Source organism: Geodermatophilus arenarius, from assembly GCF_042654585.1.
Taxonomy (GTDB): domain Bacteria; phylum Actinomycetota; class Actinomycetes; order Mycobacteriales; family Geodermatophilaceae; genus Geodermatophilus; species Geodermatophilus arenarius.
Map to the genome: position 1 here is coordinate 1 of NZ_JBHSGR010000020.1, position 16188 is coordinate 16188.

At 77.1% G+C, this 16188-nt stretch carries 15 protein-coding genes; 8 read left to right on the forward strand and 7 right to left on the reverse strand.

All coding sequences use genetic code 11. The features are described from left to right. Nucleotides 1-1190: SbcC/MukB-like Walker B domain-containing protein (locus ACFO3M_RS17020; RefSeq protein WP_387991365.1), on the forward strand; the 1190-nt coding region annotated here is incomplete at its 5' end. Nucleotides 1191-1229: 39 nt separating this feature from the next. On the opposite strand, the gene ACFO3M_RS17025 is transcribed toward ACFO3M_RS17020, so the two are convergent. Continuing rightward, nucleotides 1230-1709 (reverse strand): hypothetical protein, encoded by a 480-nt coding sequence (locus tag ACFO3M_RS17025; RefSeq protein ID WP_387991368.1) that lies wholly within the window; start codon nt 1707-1709, stop codon nt 1230-1232. Nucleotides 1710-1815: 106 nt separating this feature from the next. Beyond that, on the reverse strand, nt 1816-2334 hold the full coding sequence (locus ACFO3M_RS17030) for a GtrA family protein (RefSeq protein WP_387991371.1): 519 nt from the start codon (nt 2332-2334) through the stop codon (nt 1816-1818). A 121-nt stretch (nt 2335-2455) separates the two neighbouring features. Between ACFO3M_RS17030 and ACFO3M_RS17035 the strand changes: the two genes are divergently transcribed. The 5 genes from ACFO3M_RS17035 to ACFO3M_RS17055 all read left to right on the forward strand — a co-directional run bounded on the left by ACFO3M_RS17035 (nt 2456) and on the right by ACFO3M_RS17055 (nt 7075). Next, on the forward strand, nt 2456-3118 hold the full coding sequence (locus ACFO3M_RS17035; protein WP_387991374.1) for an SGNH/GDSL hydrolase family protein: 663 nt from the start codon (nt 2456-2458) through the stop codon (nt 3116-3118). Between the two features lie 31 nt (nt 3119-3149). Continuing rightward, entirely contained in the window at nt 3150-4424 is a 1275-nt protein-coding gene (locus ACFO3M_RS17040; RefSeq protein WP_387991376.1) for a 5-(carboxyamino)imidazole ribonucleotide synthase, read from the forward strand. Nucleotide 4425: 1 nt separating this feature from the next. Further along, nucleotides 4426-4950 carry a 5-(carboxyamino)imidazole ribonucleotide mutase gene (gene purE, locus ACFO3M_RS17045; RefSeq protein ID WP_458166541.1) on the forward strand — a complete coding sequence of 175 codons (525 nt, stop codon included), beginning with the start codon at nt 4426-4428 and terminating at the stop codon, nt 4948-4950. A gap of 9 nt (nt 4951-4959) precedes the next feature. Beyond that, complete coding sequence (locus tag ACFO3M_RS17050; protein ID WP_387991379.1) at nt 4960-6129, forward strand: acyl-CoA dehydrogenase family protein; 1170 nt, start codon at nt 4960-4962, stop codon at nt 6127-6129. A gap of 133 nt (nt 6130-6262) precedes the next feature. Then, nucleotides 6263-7075, forward strand: a complete 813-nt coding sequence (locus ACFO3M_RS17055; RefSeq protein WP_387991382.1) for an alpha/beta fold hydrolase — start codon at nt 6263-6265, stop codon at nt 7073-7075. On the opposite strand, the gene ACFO3M_RS17060 is transcribed toward ACFO3M_RS17055, so the two are convergent. After that, nucleotides 7023-8180, reverse strand: coding sequence for a glycosyltransferase family 4 protein (locus ACFO3M_RS17060; RefSeq protein WP_387991385.1), 1158 nt, complete (start codon nt 8178-8180; stop codon nt 7023-7025). The two genes, ACFO3M_RS17055 and ACFO3M_RS17060, sit on opposite strands and share 53 nt — an antisense overlap. Continuing rightward, nucleotides 8177-9472, reverse strand: coding sequence for a hypothetical protein (locus ACFO3M_RS17065; RefSeq protein ID WP_387991387.1), 1296 nt, complete (start codon nt 9470-9472; stop codon nt 8177-8179). The genes ACFO3M_RS17060 and ACFO3M_RS17065 overlap by 4 nt, the downstream gene beginning before the upstream one ends. A 124-nt stretch (nt 9473-9596) precedes the next feature. Here ACFO3M_RS17065 and ACFO3M_RS17070 point away from each other — a divergent pair, with 124 nt between their 5' ends. Together ACFO3M_RS17070 and ACFO3M_RS17075 are read left to right on the forward strand one after the other, a co-directional pair. Then, the gene (locus ACFO3M_RS17070; protein ID WP_387991390.1) at nt 9597-12719 is read left to right on the forward strand and encodes an arabinosyltransferase domain-containing protein; all 3123 of its coding nucleotides are present in this window, start codon (nt 9597-9599) and stop codon (nt 12717-12719) included. A 141-nt stretch (nt 12720-12860) separates the two neighbouring features. Continuing rightward, nucleotides 12861-13853, forward strand: a complete 993-nt coding sequence (locus tag ACFO3M_RS17075; protein ID WP_387991393.1) for a decaprenyl-phosphate phosphoribosyltransferase — start codon at nt 12861-12863, stop codon at nt 13851-13853. A gap of 9 nt (nt 13854-13862) precedes the next feature. Here ACFO3M_RS17075 and ACFO3M_RS17080 read toward each other — a convergent pair whose 3' ends face one another. From ACFO3M_RS17080 to ACFO3M_RS17090, 3 genes are read right to left on the reverse strand one after another with little or no spacing between them, the layout of a single operon-like run. Then, a complete protein-coding gene (locus tag ACFO3M_RS17080) occupies nt 13863-14684 on the reverse strand; it encodes a DUF1028 domain-containing protein (RefSeq protein WP_387991396.1) in 822 nt (273 codons plus the stop codon). Nucleotides 14685-14703: 19 nt separating this feature from the next. Next, nucleotides 14704-15372 carry a CoA transferase subunit B gene (locus ACFO3M_RS17085; RefSeq protein WP_387991399.1) on the reverse strand — a complete coding sequence of 223 codons (669 nt, stop codon included), beginning with the start codon at nt 15370-15372 and terminating at the stop codon, nt 14704-14706. Continuing rightward, nucleotides 15369-16187, reverse strand: a complete 819-nt coding sequence (locus ACFO3M_RS17090) for a CoA transferase subunit A (protein WP_387991402.1) — start codon at nt 16185-16187, stop codon at nt 15369-15371. Before ACFO3M_RS17090 ends, ACFO3M_RS17085 begins: the two co-directional genes overlap by 4 nt. Nucleotide 16188: the final 1 nt, after the last annotated feature.

A 16188-nucleotide genomic window follows, 5' to 3' on the forward strand; every position in this document is an offset into this window, starting at 1 on the left:
CGACTTCGGCGCTGGCCCGCGGGGTGGAGGCCGCCCGCCGCGAGCTGGCGGCGGCCGAGCAGCGGCGCGACGCCGCCGCCGCGGCGCTGGCCGCCGAGCGCGAGGACCTGCAGCGGGTCACCGCCGAGTACGCCACCCGCGCCGAGTCCCACGCCGAGCTGGCCGCCCGCCTCGCCGACGCCCGCGGGGAGGACCGGGACCTGCCGGCCCGCGTCGCGCGGCTCACCGCCGAGGCCGCCCGCTTCGAGGCCGCCGTCGCCGCCGCCGTGGAGGAGGGCCGCGCCCGCACCGCCGCCGGGGAGGCCCGGGACGCCGCGGAGCAGCGCGCCGCCGCGGCCGGGTTCGCCGGCGTGGGGGAGGCGGCCGCCGCCCTGCTGGAGGACGGCCGGCTGGCCGCGCTGGACCGTCGGCTGCGCGACCACGACGAGGCGCACGCCGTGGTCGTCGCCACCCTCGCCGACCCCGAGCTCGCCGACCTCGGCGAGCGCCCCGATGTCGCGGCCGGGCAGCAGCGCTGCGCGGAGCTGACCGCCCGCCGCGAGGACGCCGTCACCGCGCTCGACCAGGCCCGCCGCTGCGCGGACGCCCTCGACGCGCTGGCCGGCGACGTCGTCTCGGCCGAGGTCGAGCTGGCCGAGCGGCGGGCCCGCGCCGAGCAGGTCTCGGGCCTGGCCGACCTGGTCGGCGGGCGCGGGGCGAACACGCTGCGGATGCGGCTGCAGTCGTTCGTGCTCGCCGCTCGGCTCGAGCAGGTCGCCGAGGTGGCCAGCAGGCGGCTGCAGGAGATGTCCCGCGGCCGCTACACCTTCCTGCACAGCGACGCGCTGGGCCGCCACGGCGCCCGCGGCGGCCTGGGCCTCGACGTCCTCGACGAGTACACCGGCGTGCGGCGGCCGACGAAGACCCTGTCGGGCGGGGAGAGCTTCATGGCCTCCCTCGCCCTGGCCCTGGGCCTGGCCGACGTCGTCACCGCCGAGGCCGGCGGGGTGCAGATGGACACCCTGTTCGTCGACGAGGGCTTCGGCACCCTCGACGCGCAGGCGCTCGACGCGGTCATGGGCGTGCTCGACGAGCTGCGCCGCGGCGGGCGGACCGTCGGCGTGATCAGCCACCTGGAGGAGCTGCGCACCCGCATCCCCACCCGCCTCGAGGTCGTCGCGGGACGGTCGGGGTCGCGGCTGGCCGGCTGAGCGCGGCCGGCGGCCGGGTCAGCGCGGCCGGCGGCCGGGTCAGCGCGGCTCGGCCGCCGCCAGGGCCGGGGCGGCCTCGGCGATCCGCTGCAGCAGCCGGTCGAGGGGGTCGCCGCACAGGGTGGCGATCCGGTCGACGGTCCGGGTGAGCTCGGCGACGGTGAGCGGGTGCTCGGCGACGCCGGCGTTCGACCACGCCGGCCGCATGCCGGGCTCGCCGTGCGCCGGCTCCCACACCGTGTGCACCACGGTCGTGCGCACCGCGTAGAGCTTGCGCACCTGGTGGGTCCAGTCGACGACGTCGTCGTTGAGCCGGCGGTCCCGGACGCGCAGCGGCATGAGGTTGCGGATGAGGCGGACCAGCGCGTCGAGCTCCAGCGGGAGCAGGTAGGGCGCGGCGACCCGGTCGATGCCGGACAGCGCCCGCGCCAGCCGGGACACCGCCCGCTCCGCCGACGCCGCCGCCGCGACCAGCCGCCCGACGGCGGCCTCCCACTCCGGGGCCTCGACCGCCGTCACGCCTCCCCTCCCGGGAGGGCCGTCGGCCGGGGGTCCCGGCGCTGCGCTCGGGCGGGTGCGGGGAGCGGTGCGTGCACGCCCCCAGTCTGCCGGGTCCGCGGCGCGGCTACCGGTCCGCGGGGGACAGGCGGCCGGTCGCCAGGCCCGCCGGCGCGCGCGGGGCCGGCGCGGCGGGGAACACCCAGGTGCGGTAGCTGACGAAGCGGATCACCGTGCCGACGGCGATGGAGACGACGTTCGCGGCCTGCAGCACCAGCGCGCTCTCCTGGCCGAGCGGGTGCCGGACCACGTAGACGATCGCCAGCCCGAGCAGCAGCGTCACCGCGTTGACCACGGCGAAGGCGAGGTACTCGCGGCGCAGCCCGGTGCGCGCCCGGCCGGCGAAGGACCACCAGCGGTGCCCGGCGAACGCCACCGACGTCGACACCGTGGTGGACACCAGCTTCGCCACCACCGCGCCGGCACCGGCGTGCGCGTACAGGTACTGGAACAGCGCGAGGTCGAGGACGAACGAGACCCCGCCCACCACGCCGAACGCCGACAGCTCCCGCAGCAGCACCCGCCAGGTGCCGCGCAGCCGCTGGAGGAGGGCGCCGCGGCGACGTCGACGTCCCGGGGCCAGCACGGACCCGAGGGTACGGGCCGCGGCGCGGCGGACGCCGGGACACACGGGATACTCGGGCATCGTGCGCAGCTCCCTCGGGTCCCCGTCCCTCCGGTGGCCGGGACGCCGGTGGGCGGCCGCCGTGCTCGCCGCAGCCCTCCTGACCGCCGGCTGCGGCGCCGCCGACGAGGCTCCCCCGTCGGCGAGCGCCACCGCGCCGGCCCCCCAGGCGGGCACCGCTCCGGAGGGGACGACGCAGACCGTGGGCTTCGCCGTCGTCGGGGACTCGATCACCGCCGGCCTGGACGCCCCCGTCGAGGGCACCGAGGTCCGCGGGCGGAACTCGTGGGTGCGCGCGGCCGACGTCGCCCCGCTGGAGTTCCGGGGCGGCTGGGCGGTACCCGGCGCCCGCACGGCGGACATGAGCGCGGGCGTCCGGCCGGTGCAGGCCGACGTCCTGGTCGTCCTGGCCGGCACCAACGACGTGCTCCACTCCGTCCCGTGGGAGGAGACCCGGCAGAACCTGCTCGACGCCGTGGCCACCGCCGGCGTGCAGCGGGTCGTCCTGGTCGCCGTCCCGCCGCTGGACGTCGACCCGGAGGGGCGGGAGGAGCTCGACGCGCGGCTGGTCGAGCTCGCCGGCGAGCAGGGCTGGGCGCACCTGGACCCGTGGACCGACGTCGACACCGGGGAGGGCACCTTCGCCCCGGGCGCCTCCGAGGACGGCGTGCACCCGACCCAGGCGGTCGCGGACCTGGTCGGCGCCCGCATCCGGGCGGCGCTGCTCGACCTCGCCGGGAACTGAGCCGGCCGGCCCCGGCTAGCCTCGTCCTGCCATGTCCTCCGATCCCGCCTCGCCCGATCCCGCCTCGCCCGATCCCGCCTCGCCCGATCCCGCCTCGCCGCCACCCGCCCCGACCGACCCCCGGACCGGGCTCCCCGTCGTCGCGATGGTCGGCGGGGGCCAGCTCGCCCGGATGACCCACCAGGCCGCGATCGCGCTCGGCCAGTCGCTGCGCGTGCTGTCCACCGGTCCCGACGAGTCCGCGGCGCTGGTCGCCGCCGACGTCCGGATCGGCGACCACCGCGACCTCGACGCGCTGCGCGCCGTGGCCGACGGCGCCACCGTGCTCACCTTCGACCACGAGCACGTGCCCACCGAGCACCTGCGGACGCTGGCCGCCGAGGGCGTCCGCGTCGCCCCCGGCCCCGACGCGCTCGTGCACGCCCAGGACAAGCTCGTCCTGCGCCGCGCCCTCGCCGCCGCCGGGGAGCCCCAGCCGGCGTGGGCCGAGGTCGAGACCCTGCAGGGCATCACCGACCTCGCGGAGTCGGTGGGCTGGCCGGTGGTCGTGAAGACCCCGCGCGGCGGCTACGACGGCCGCGGCGTGTTCGTCGTCGGCGCGGCCGAGGAGGCCGCCGGCCTGCTCGAGGCGCACGGCCGGCTGCTGGTCGAGGAGCGGGTGCCGCTGGTCCGCGAGCTCGCGGTGCTGGTGGCCCGCTCGCCGTTCGGGCAGGTCGCCGTCTGGCCGGTGGTGGAGACCGTGCAGCGCGACGGCATCAACACCGAGGTCCTCGCGCCGGCCCCGGACCTCGACGAGGACACCGCGACGGCCGCGCAGGAGCTCGCCGTGCGGGTCGCCGACCGCGTCGGCGTCGTCGGCGTCATGGCCGTCGAGCTGTTCCAGACCCCCGACGGCGTGCTGGTCAACGAGCTGGCGATGCGCCCGCACAACTCCGGGCACTGGACGATCGAGGGCGCGCGCACCAGCCAGTTCGAGCAGCACCTGCGCGCCGTCCTCGACTACCCCCTGGGGTCGACGGCGATGGCCGCGCCCGCCGTCGTCATGGCCAACGTCCTCGGCGGCCGCGCGTCGGAGCCCGGCTGGGACGGGCCCGGCCTCGACGAGCGCGTCCACCACCTGATGGCGCACTGGCCCGACGTCAAGCTGCACTGGTACGGCAAGGGCCAGCGCCCCGGGCGCAAGCTCGGCCACGTGACGGCGCTGGGGGAGGACCTCGCGGAGGTGCGCGCCCGCGCCGTCGCCGCGGCCCGCTACCTCGCCGACGGCGTGGTCGACCCCGCGTTCGCCTTCCCCGAGGAGCACTGACGTGAGCGAGCCGCTGGTCGGGATCGTCATGGGCAGCGACTCGGACTGGCCCACCATGGAGCCGGCCGCGGAGGCGCTCATGGAGTTCGGCGTCCCGTACGAGGTGCACGTGCTGTCCGCGCACCGCACGCCGCAGCGGATGCTCGACTACGCCGGCTCGGCCGCCGGGCGCGGGCTGCGGGTGCTGGTCGCCGGCGCCGGGGGAGCGGCGCACCTGCCGGGGATGCTCGCCGCGGCCACCCCGCTGCCGGTGGTCGGCGTGCCGCGGCCGCTGGACCGCCTCGACGGCCTGGACAGCCTGCTGTCGATCGTGCAGATGCCCGCGGGCGTGCCGGTCGCGACGGTGTCCATCGGGGGCGGCCGCAACGCCGGCCTGCTCGCGGTGCGCATCCTCGCTGCGGGCGACCCGGGGCTGCGGGCCGCCGTCGAGCGGTTCCAGGCCGACTTGGCCGACTCCGTCGTGGCGCGGGACGCGGCGCTGCGGGCCCGGCTGACCGGCGACGGCGGATCTGCTGGGACGTCCTAGCATCTACCCGTGAGTACGAGCGGGCTGTACCAGCTGACCGAGGAGCACGACGCGATCCGGGCCGCGGTCCGCGACATCGCCGAGCGCGAGATCGCCCCGCACGCCGCGGACGTCGACGCGAACTCCCGCTTCCCGATCGAGGCGCAGAAGGCGCTGACGGCGGCCGGCTTCCACGCCACGCACATCCCGGAGCAGTACGGCGGCGAGGGCGCGGACGCGATCGCCACCTGCATCGTCATCGAGGAGGTCGCCCGGGTCGACGTCTCGGCGTCGCTCATCCCGGCGGTCAACAAGCTCGGGTCGATGCCCGTCATCCTGTCGGCCTCGGAGGACCTCAAGCGGAAGGTGCTCCCGTCGATCGCCGAGGGCCGGGCGATGATCAGCTACGGCCTCTCCGAGCGGGAGGCCGGCTCCGACGCCGCCTCGATGAAGACCCGCGCCCGGCTCGAGGGCGACACCTGGGTGCTCAACGGCACCAAGGCCTGGATCACCAACGCCGGCGTCTCCGAGTGGTACACGGTCATGGCCGTCACCGACCCGGAGAAGCGCGCCAACGGCATCTCCGCCTTCGTCGTCCACCGCGACGACCCGGGCTTCGCGGTGGGCCCCAAGGAGCGGAAGATGGGCATCAAGGGCTCGCCCACCTGCGAGCTCTACTTCACCGACTGCGCCATCCCGGCCGACCGGGTCATCGGCGAGCCCGGCACCGGCTTCAAGACCGCGCTGCGGACGCTGGACTTCACCCGCCCGACCATCGGCGCGCAGGCCGTGGGCGTCGCCCAGGGCGCCCTCGACGCCGCCGTCGAGTACACCCGCGAGCGGAAGCAGTTCGGCAGGGCCGTCAGCGACTTCCAGGGTGTGCAGTTCATGCTCGCCGACATGGCCATGCAGATCGAGGCCGCCCGGCACCTGGTCTACGTCGCCGCGGCCCGCGGCGAGGCGGGCCACTCAGGCGGCAAGGTGGACCCCGACCTCGGCCGGCTGTGCGCCGCGGCCAAGGCGTTCGCCTCCGACGTCGCCATGAAGGTCACCACCGACGCCGTCCAGCTGTTCGGCGGCGCCGGCTACACGCAGGACTTCCCGGTCGAGCGCATGATGCGCGACGCCAAGATCACCCAGATCTACGAGGGCACCAACCAGATCCAGCGGATGGTCATCGCCCGCAGCCTCCTGAGGTAGGGCTCTCCCGCCCCGTGACGGCGCGCCGCCACGGGGCACGGGACCCGCCCACCGGCTCTCGCGGCGCGCGACGATGGCAGCTCCCAGCCCGGGCCGGGAGCCGTCCGGCCCCATGCAGTGGAGGGCCGGACCGATGGGCGCAGCGGTGCGAGCGGGCGACGTCAGGCTGTGGGTCGAGCAGCGGGGGAGCGGGCCCGAGGTCCTGCTCGTCAACGGCGGCGGTGACCCGCTCGAGGCCTGGCAGGCCCAGCTCGACGGGCTGTCCGACCGCTACCGGCTGATCGCCTTCGACAACCGCGACGTCGGCCGCTCGACCCGCCCGGACCTGGCCTACACGGTGGCCGACCTGGCCGACGACGCGGCCGGCGTGCTGCTCGAGTGCGGAGCCGGCCCCGCCCACGTCGTCGGCTACTCCGGGGGCGGCGTGATCGCGCAGGAGCTCGCCCTGCGGCACCCGGACACCGTCCGCAGCCTCGTGCTGGTCGGCACCTGGGGCCGTCCCGACGTCCGCTGGCACCACGTGGTCGGCTCCTGGCTCTGGATGGCCGAGCGGGCGCCGAGCGAGCGGGCGTTCCTCGAGGCCTTCTTCGCCTGGGCCTACACCCACCGCGCCCACGAGGACGGGCGGGTCGACCGGACGATCGAGGCCGCGCTGGCCTTCCCGTACCCGCAGTCCAGCGAGTCCTTCCAGCGCTTCGCCGACGCCTTCTGGGACCACGCGACCCTCGACCGGCTGCCGCGGATCGCCGTCCCGACGCTGGTCCTCACCGGCAGCGCGGACCCCATCGCCCCACCGGACTACGGCCGGGCGGTGGCCGAGGCCGTCCCGGGAGCGCGCTTCGAGCTGATCGAGGGCCAGGCGCACGCGCCGTTCGAGGAGGTGCCCGAGGAGTTCAACCGCCGGCTCGACGCCTTCTGGCGCGAGGTCCCGGACCTCCCGCGCTGACCTCGGCGAACAGCTCCTCGTACGCGTCGAGGACGGTGCCCAGGGCGTAGCGCTCCCGCGCCCGGGCCCGGCCCCGGTCGCGGTCCGGCGGCGCCGCCGCGAGCCGGCGGAGCCCCTCGGTGAGCGCGGGCACGTCGCGCGGCGGTGCCACGACGCCGAACCCGGTCTCCTGCACCGGCGTCCGGACGCCGGGCAGGCCGCTGGCCAGCACCGGGACGCCGGCCATCATCGCCTCCACCTGCACGATGCCGAACGCCTCGAAGGAGTTCACCGACGGCAGGGCGAACACGTCGATCGAGGCGTAGAGGTCGGCGATCTGCTCCTCGGGCAGGAAGCCGAGCAGCCGCACCCGCGGGTCGCCGTCGGCCGCGCGCCGCACCTCCTCGACGACCGACCCGCCGGCGACGTCGGCGAAGTCCCCGCCGATGAGCAGGCGCGCGTCGGGGTCCCCGAGGGCGAGGAAGGCGCGCACCAGGTACTGCAGCCCCTTCTCCTCGACGATCCGGCCGAGGAACCCCACGTGCAGCCCGTTGCCGTCGCGGAACCGCGGCCGCCCGGCCGGCCGCTCGCGGCACGGCGGCGGGATCGCGGCGGTGCGCCCGGCCATCGCCGGCCACAGCCGGCTGGACCGCGCGTAGTCCTCGCTGGACACCACGACGCGGGCGCTGCGCCGCAGCGTGGCGCGGCTGGCGAGGTCCACGCCGAGCGTCTGCGCCCGGTTGACCGCGCCCGGCGGCAGGCTGACGTCGCAGTGGTAGGTGCTGACCAGCGGCGTCCGCGTCCCGACGGCGAGCAGGCCCGCCTCCGGCATGGGCAGGTGCAGGTCCACCACGTCGGCGGTCCGGCCCGCCGCGCGCACCCGCCGCACCAGCGCCGGGCTCACCACGCCCTTGCCCAGCCGCGCCACGACCGGCGCGCGCTCGACCTCGACCCCGCGCAGCACCTCCCGCTCCGGCAGGGCCCGGTCGTGCCGGCTGGTGAGCACCCGGACGCGGTGCCCGCGCGCGGCGAGCCCCTCGGCGACGTCGCGCGCCACGTTGGTGAGGCCGCTGACGTAGGGCGCGTAGTAGTCCAGCGCCACCACCAGGTCCAGCCGGTCGCTCACCGCGCTCCTCCCGTCGACCCCGCGGGGACCGGCGGCACCGGCGCGGCCCCCGTGCCCCGGCGGGTCAGCACGACCGCGCACCAGGCCAGCGCCGCCGCCGAGCCGCCCGCGAACGCCCACGCCGCCCCCGCGGTGCCGGGCACCACCAGCGCGACGACGGCCGCCACGGCGAGCCCCGCTCCCCAGGCCAGCGCGCTGTCGCGGTGGCGCGCGTCGGCCACCACCGCCTGCGCGGCCACCAGCAGGGCCAGGTGCACGACGCTGCCGGCGGCCAGGACGGCGACGTCGGCGGCCGCGGGCTCGTAGCGCTCGCCGAACACCAGCCCCACCACCGGCGGGCCGGCCAGCGCCCCGACGACCGCGGCCGCCGCGGCCAGCGCGCCGACCGCGGCGAGCAGCCGGCGCACCACCCGGGCCCGCGCCCGCGGGGGACCCGAGCCGGCGTCGACCAGCGCCGGCAGCAGCGCACCCTGCAGGGGCACCGCCACGAACAGCGGCAGCCGCACGAGGGTGAAGGCCGCGACGAAGGCCGCGGCCGCGGTCCGTCCGGCGGTCCCGGCGGTCACCAGCACCGGCGCGGCGTTGAGCAGCGTCTGGGCGCAGACCGTGCCGACGACCAGGTGTGCCACGGCGCCGGGCGCCAGCCGCGGGACGCCGGGCGGCGCCGGGGGCCGGCGCCGCAGCCGCCACGCCAGCAGCGGCAGGTGCGCCAGCGCCAGCGCGGCGACCAGCGTCCACCCGAGGGCGGCCGGCCCCGCGGGACCGGCGAGCAGGACGACGACGGTGGCGCCGAGCACCCGCAGCACGGCGTCGGCCAGCAGCACGACGCCGTAGCTGCGGTAGCCGCCGGTGCCGACCAGCAGCCCGCGCAGCACGAACTGTCCGGGGGAGACCAGGCAGACCGCCGCCAGCGCGACGACCAGGCCGGCCGAGCCCAGCGTCGGCAGCAGCAGCGGGATCGCGGCGGCCACAGCGAGGAGGCCGGCCAGGGTCAGGACGGCGGCCACCCGCAGCGTGCCGCGGGGCAGGCCGCGGCCGGGACCCAGGTGCACCAGCCGGGCGATCTCGGTCTCCAGCGGCAGGAACAGGCCGAAGCCGAGCAGCAGGGACAGCGACCAGTACGCGCCGAACCCGGCGTACTCCCCGGCGGGCAGTGCGCGGGCCACCAGCGCCAGGTAGACGTAGACCAGGACGCCGGAGACGACGACGCACAGCGCCACCCAGCTCAGCGACGGGACGAGGCGGCGCGCACCGCGGGGTGCCGGTGTCCGATCCCGGCCGCGCTGGGGCACGGGCCGACGCTAGTGCTCCGGAGGGTGCCGGGCGCGCCGGGAACGCCTGGTGGGGGGCGACGCGGCACCCGCTCGGGGTGTTCACTGGCCGGAGCCGGTCAACAGCGATCAGCAGGGGGAGCGTGTGGACGTCGTCGGGGAGGCGCGCCCGCGCCCGGTGGCGGACCCGGGACCACCCCCGCCGCCGCGCTCCCGGGGCCTCTCCCGCCTGGGGGTCCTGGCCGCGCTGGTCGCCGTCCTCGGCGCGGTGCTCCTGCCGCTGGCCCCCGTCCGCATGAGCACCCCCGCCGTCACCTGGCCGCAGGACCCCGCGCGGCCGGAGTCGACGATGCTCGAGCTGACCAACCAGGAGCCGCTGGCCCTGGACCTGCGCGTCGGCTGCGCCGCGGTCCGCGCCGCGGCGGACGTCCCCGGCGGGGTCGTGTTCTCCACGATCGTGCCGGAGCACCCCGCGGCCGGGACCGACGGCCTGCTGGTCACCTCCTCGGACGGCCGGGTCCGGGTGGTCGACCGCGGCACCGAGGTGCTCGACCAGTCGGTCCCCGCCGGCGACTGCACCTACCGGGTGACGGCGGACGCGGACGGCCTCACCGTGGAGCGGGACGGCACCCGCGTGGCCGGCCTCGCGCCGCCCGACGGCGGGACGGTGCTGCCCGACGTGGACGTCCTCGCCACCGGCCTGACCGCCCTCCCGGACGGCGACCTGCGGGTCTCGCTCACCGTGGACGACCAGTTCGACACCACGCCGACGCCGGCGAAGCTGGCGCTCACCGGGCTGGTGCTGGTCGCCGCGCTCGTCGCGCTGCTCGCCCTCGCCGCGGCCGACCGGCGCCGCGGCCCCCCGTCCGGCCCGCGGGCACCGGAGCCGCGCGCCGCCCGTCCGCGGGGGGCCGCCCGGTGGGCGGGGGGCGCGGTGGACGTCGCCGTCGTCGCGACGGCGCTGCTGTGGCTGTTCATCGCGCCCACGTCCGACGACGACGGCTACTACGCGGCGATGGCCCGCAACGCCCAGGAGGCCGGGTTCGTCGGGAACTACTACCAGCTGCTCAACCAGTCGTTCACGCCGTTCACCTGGTTCTACCGGCTGCTGGGCTGGTGGCAGGAGCTGGGCGACTCACCGACGCTGCTGCGCCTGCCGTCGCTGGTCACCGGGCTGGTGACCTGGGTCCTCCTGCGCCGGCTGGTGGCCCGCGCCGGCGCGCTGCCGCCGGCGGTCGCGGCGTCCGCCTGGGGCCCGGTCGCCGCGCGGCTGCTGCTGGCCGCCGCGTTCCTCGCCTGGTGGCTGCCCTACGGCATCGGGGTGCGGCCCGAGGCCGTGGTGGGCGTGCTCGCGCTCGCCACGCTGGTGGCGGTCGCCGCCGCGCTGCGCACCGGCCGGCTGCTGCCGGTGGGGCTCGCGTTCGGGGCCGCGGGGCTGGCGGTGGCCTGCCACCCGACCGGCTTCGTCGCCCTCGCCCCGCTGGTCGCCACGCTGCCGCGGCTGGCCCGGCTGGTGGCGGCCGGGCGCGGGCGCGCGGAGGCGGCGGGGCGGACGCTGCTGGTCCTCGCCCCCGGGGCGTTCGCCGTCTGCGCCGCCTTCGCCGACGGCACCCTCAACGACTTCCGCCGCGGCCAGGAGATCTTCCTGTCCATCCAGCGGCAGGACGCCTGGTACGACGAGTGGCAGCGCTACGCCTTCCTGTTCCAGTCCATCCCGATGGGCTCCTACGCCCGGCGGACGGCGGTGCTCGCCGGGATCGTGGCGCTGCTGTGGTTCCTCGTCCTGGCGGTGGCCGCGCGGGCGCGCGACGTCCGGGTCCCGCCCACGCTGCTGCTGGCCGGCGGGTCGCTCGGCGCGGCCCTGCTGCTGCTGTGGTTCACCCCGAGCAAGTGGACGCACCACTTCGGCGCGCTGTCCGGGCTCGGGCCGCTGTTCCTCGCGCTGTTCCTCGTCGCGGTGCCCGGCCTGGTCCGGGCGGTCACCCGCGACCGTCCGGTGTCCCCGGCGGTCCCGGCGCTCGCCCTGGGCTCGGGGGTCGTCGTCGCCGCGCTGGCCATGCGCGGGCCGAACAGCTGGCCCTACACCTGGCTGCCCGGGATGCCGAACCCGGACGAGCCGCCGTCGGTCGGCCCGGTGGCGCTGGACGACCTGCTGACCTGGGCGGTCGTGGCGCTGGTCGTGCTCGCCGCCGTCCGGGGTCTCGGGCGGCGCGCCGGGGCGGGCTGGGCGGTGGCCGTGCCGGTCCTCGCGCTGGTCCTGCTGCTCACCTCGGTGGGGTACCTGGTCGGGAGCTTCACGCTGGCCGGCCTCCGCACGCTGGACACCTGGTCCCCGGGCGCCGCCGCGCTGACCGACCCGCTCGCCCGCTCCTGCGGCGCCGCCGGCGACGTCGACGTGCTCGACGTCGCCGCGGCCCGGCCGCTGGCGCCGGTGCCCGGAGGGCCGGCGTCCGAGGGGCCCGCGGACTTCGCCGCCGGGAGCGGCTGGTTCGCCGCCGGGCCGCCGCCGGGGGAGGGGGTCGCCACCTGGAGCTGGGGCAGCCTCACCGGGCCGGGGGGCGAGGACACCACCGGCGGGCAGGTCACGCCCTGGTTCCCGCTGCCCGAGCCCGCCGGCGACGAGGAGGCGGCCGTGCTGGCCGCCGGCCGCCTCGTCGGCGCCAACGGGCTGCGCGTCGAGTACGCCGAGCCGGCCGGCGACGGTGGTGCGCCACGCGTGCTGCGCACCCAGGACCTCGCCGACGGCCTGGACTCCCCGCGGTGGCGGACCTTCGTCCTGGACGCCCGCGGCGCCCGCGACGCCGGCGCCGGCCTCGTGCGCCTGGTGGCCGACGACCGCAGCGTCGGCCGGGGCGGCTGGCTGGCGTTCACCGGACCCTCGGTGCTGCCGCAGGTGCCCCTGACCGAGCTCCTCCCGGCGGACGCGCCGGTGGCCGTGGCCTGGCAGATCTCGTTCCTCTTCCCGTGCCAGCGCCAGCCCGTCGTGCGCTCGGGCGTCACCGAGCCGGCCGCCTACGGCATCGTGTGGCGGCCGGACGGCAGCACCGACGGCCTGGTCGACAACACCTGGCAGGTGTTCCGCGGCGGCGTGTTCGCCCCGGTCGAGCGCACCTCCGCCGTCACCGAGCTCGGCGTCCGGCTGCGCGGGACACCCGGGGTCCGCCAGGTGCAGGTGCTGCGCTTCGACGTGCCCTACGCCCGGGACGCCTACGACCTGGAGCGCTCCCGCGTGACCCGGCCCGGCTGGGCCGGCCCCGCCCCGGACTGAACCGTTCCGTCCCGGGACCGCGCGGGGGATTGTCCGGGGCGGGTTTCCCGGCCAGGCTCCCGGAGCATGTCCCGCCCCGGAGGACGGCCGCCGAGCCCGCGCTGGCCGTCCGGTGCGTTCCGGCAGCGCCGGGGAGGCCGCATGGACGTCGAGGACCAGCAGCTCCGGCCCCGTGCGGTGCACACGGCGTTCACCGGGAACGTCGCGGCGGACCTGCCCCGGGTGACCGGCGGCGCCCCGGCCCGCCCCGCGCGCCGCACCGCGGGCACGGTCCTCGCCGGGCTGGGGCGCACGATGCGGCCCCGGCAGTGGGTGAAGAACCTGCTGGTGTTCGCCGCGCCGCTGGCCTCGGGCACCGTGGTCCGGCCCGACGTCCTGGCCGCCACCCTGCTGGCCTTCGCCCTGTTCTGCGTCGCGGCCAGCGGCCTCTACCTGCTCAACGACGTCCGCGACGTCGACGCCGACCGCCGCCACCCGCGCAAGCGGACCCGGCCGGTGGCCTCCGGCGCGGTGCCGGTCCGGGTCGCGCTCGTCGCGGGCGGTGTCCTGCTGGCGGCGTCCCTGGGGACGGCGGCGGTCCTGGCCCGGCCGGCGCTCACCGCGGTCCTGGCCACCTACGTCTGCATCTCGCTGGCCTACAGCCTGGCGCTCAAGGACCAGCCGGTGATCGACCTGGCCTGCGTCGCCTCCGGGTTCGTCCTGCGCGGCGTGGCCGGGGGCGCGGCGGCCGGCGTCGCGCTCTCGCAGTGGTTCATCCTCGTCGCGGCGTTCGGCGCGCTGTTCATGGTGGCGGGCAAGCGGTACGCCGAGCTCCTGGCGCTGGGTGAGCAGGCGGAGACCCGGCGCAGCCTGCGCGAGTACTCCGCGAGCTACCTGCGGTTCGTGTGGAGCCTGTCGGCCGCCGTCACCTGCACGACCTACGGCCTGTGGGCGTTCGAGATGCGCAGTGACAGCGGCATCCCGTGGACCACGATCTCGGTCGCGCCGTTCGTCCTGGCCCTGCTGCGCTACGCCGTCGACGTCGACCGCGGCAGCACCGGCGCGCCCGAGGAGGTCGTGCTGCGCGACCGCGGGCTGCTGCTGCTCGGCGCCGTCTGGGCGGTCACCGTCGCCCTCGGCGTCTGGACCGGCTGACCGGCCCGCTCAGCCGAGCAGGCGGGAGACCGCGGCCAGCCGCGAGTCGCCGGCCATCGAGGCCAGCCACGCCGACCAGCCGGGACGGGCGCGGACGGCCTCCAGCGCGGCCCGCGCCGCCGCGCGGTCGCCCCGCCGGGAGGCGGCCAGCGCGGCGTAGAGGTCGCGCGCGCCCTCGGGGGCGAACAGGGCGAGGGTCTCGTAGTCGCGCTCGTCGTAGGCGCGCTGCAGGTTGCGCAGCACCCGCAGTTGCGCGACCGGGTCGCCGGAGTCGTCGACGCGCAGGTCCGTCCGCACGCCGTCGTCCTCCTCGGTGGCCGGCTCCCCGCTGACCACGAGCAGCGCCGCGGACTGCCGGCCGCGCAGGTCCCCGCCGGCGTCCTGGCCCGCGGTCAGGGCGGCCAGCAGCCGGTCGGCGAGGCCGCCGCGGGCGGCCTCGTACGCCTCCGCCATCGCCGGCAGCACCTCCGGCGAGGTGAGCATGTTGCCCTGCACGCTCCAGCCCTCGCCGAGCAGGTGGCCGCTGACCGGGAAGGAGCCCGGCCCGGTGTCGGCGGCGACCGCGCCGGAGGGGGCGAGGACGGCGAGCTGCCGGTCCTGGTCCTCGGCGGCGTGCGCCGCGCGGCGCACCAGCACCGACGGCGCGGTCCCCTCGGCGAGCCCGGACAGCAGCACGTGACCGGTGCCGCGCGGGCTGCGCGCCTGCACCGCGACGACGCCCACCCCGGGCCGGGCGCTGGGCACCGCCCGGCCGACGGCGAGGATGCAGGAGGAGACGGCGATGCCCATGTCCCCGGTGACCGGGTCGCGGGCGACGACCGAGAACGTCACCGGGGGAGCGGTGCCGCGCTCAGACCGCGGCCGGCAGCGCCATGGTGGGGACGTCGCCCGGCACGCCCAGCGGGGCGCCGGTCTTCTCGACCACCTCGTCGACCGACACGCCGGGCGCGACCTCGCGCAGCACGAAGCCCTCGGGCGTGACGTCGACGACGGCGAGGTCGGTGACCACCCGGTCGACGCAGCCCTTGCCGGTCAGGGGCAGCGAGCACTCCTCGACCAGCTTCGGGGACCCGTCGCGGGCCACGTGCTCCATCATGATGATCACGCGCTTGGCGCCGTGGACGAGGTCCATCGCGCCGCCCATGCCGTTGACCATCTTCCCGGGGATCAGCCAGTTGGCGAGGTCGCCGCGGGGGTTGACCTGCATGGCGCCGAGGATGGCGAGGTCCAGGTGCTTGCCGCGGATCATCGCGAAGCTGGTCGCCGAGTCGAAGAAGCTGGCGCCCGGCAGGACCGTGACGGTCTCCTTGCCGGCGTTGATCAGGTCGGGGTCCTCCTCGCCGTCGTACGGGTACGGGCCGACGCCGAGGATGCCGTTCTCCGAGTGCAGCACGACGTGCACGCCGTCGGGGACGAAGTTGGGCACCAGGGTCGGCATGCCGATGCCGAGGTTGACGTAGGCGCCGTCCTCGAGCTCGAGCGCCACCCGGGCGGCGAGCTCGTCGCGGGTCAGGGTCACTGGGCCTGCTCCTCCGTGGCTTCCTCGCCGGCAGCGGCCGGCGGGGCGGGCTCCGTGCCCGTGGTGGGCCGTGGGCGGGTGGTGCGCTTCTCGATCCTCTTGCCCTCGGCGCCGACGAGGACCACCCGGTCGACGAAGACCCCGGGCAGGTGCACGTGCTCGGGGCGGATCTCGCCGGGCTCGACGAGCTCCTCGACCTCGGCGATCGTGATCCGCCCGGCCATGCCGGCCAGCGGGTTGAAGTTCATCGCCGACTCGTGGAAGACGAGGTTGCCGTGCCGGTCGCCGACCGAGGCCCGGACCAGGGCGTAGTCGGCGGTCAGCGCGGTCTCCAGCACGTACTCGGTGCCGTCGAAGACCCGGGTCTCCTTCGGCGCGCTGGTCTCGACGACGTTGCCCTCGGCGTCGTAGCGCACCGGGATGCCGCCGTCGGCGACCATCGTGCCCACGCCGGTGGGGGTGTAGAAGGCGGGGATGCCGGCGCCACCGGCGCGCAGCCGCTCGGCCAGCGTGCCCTGCGGGGTGAGCTCGACCTCCAGCTCGCCGGAGAGGTACAGCCGGGCGAGCTCCTTGTTGCCGCCGACGAACGAGCTGATGGTGCGGCGGATCCGGCCGGCGTAGAGCAGCACGCCCAGCGCCTGGTCGTCGACGCCGCAGTTGTTGGAGATCGTCGTCAGGTCCCTGGTGCCCTGCTCGAGCAGCGCGTCGATCAGCGCCACCGGCACCCCGCAGAGCCCGAACCCGCCGACGGCGAGCACCGCGCCGTCGCCGACGTCGGACACCGCCTCCCGGGCGCTCGCCACGACCTTGTCCATC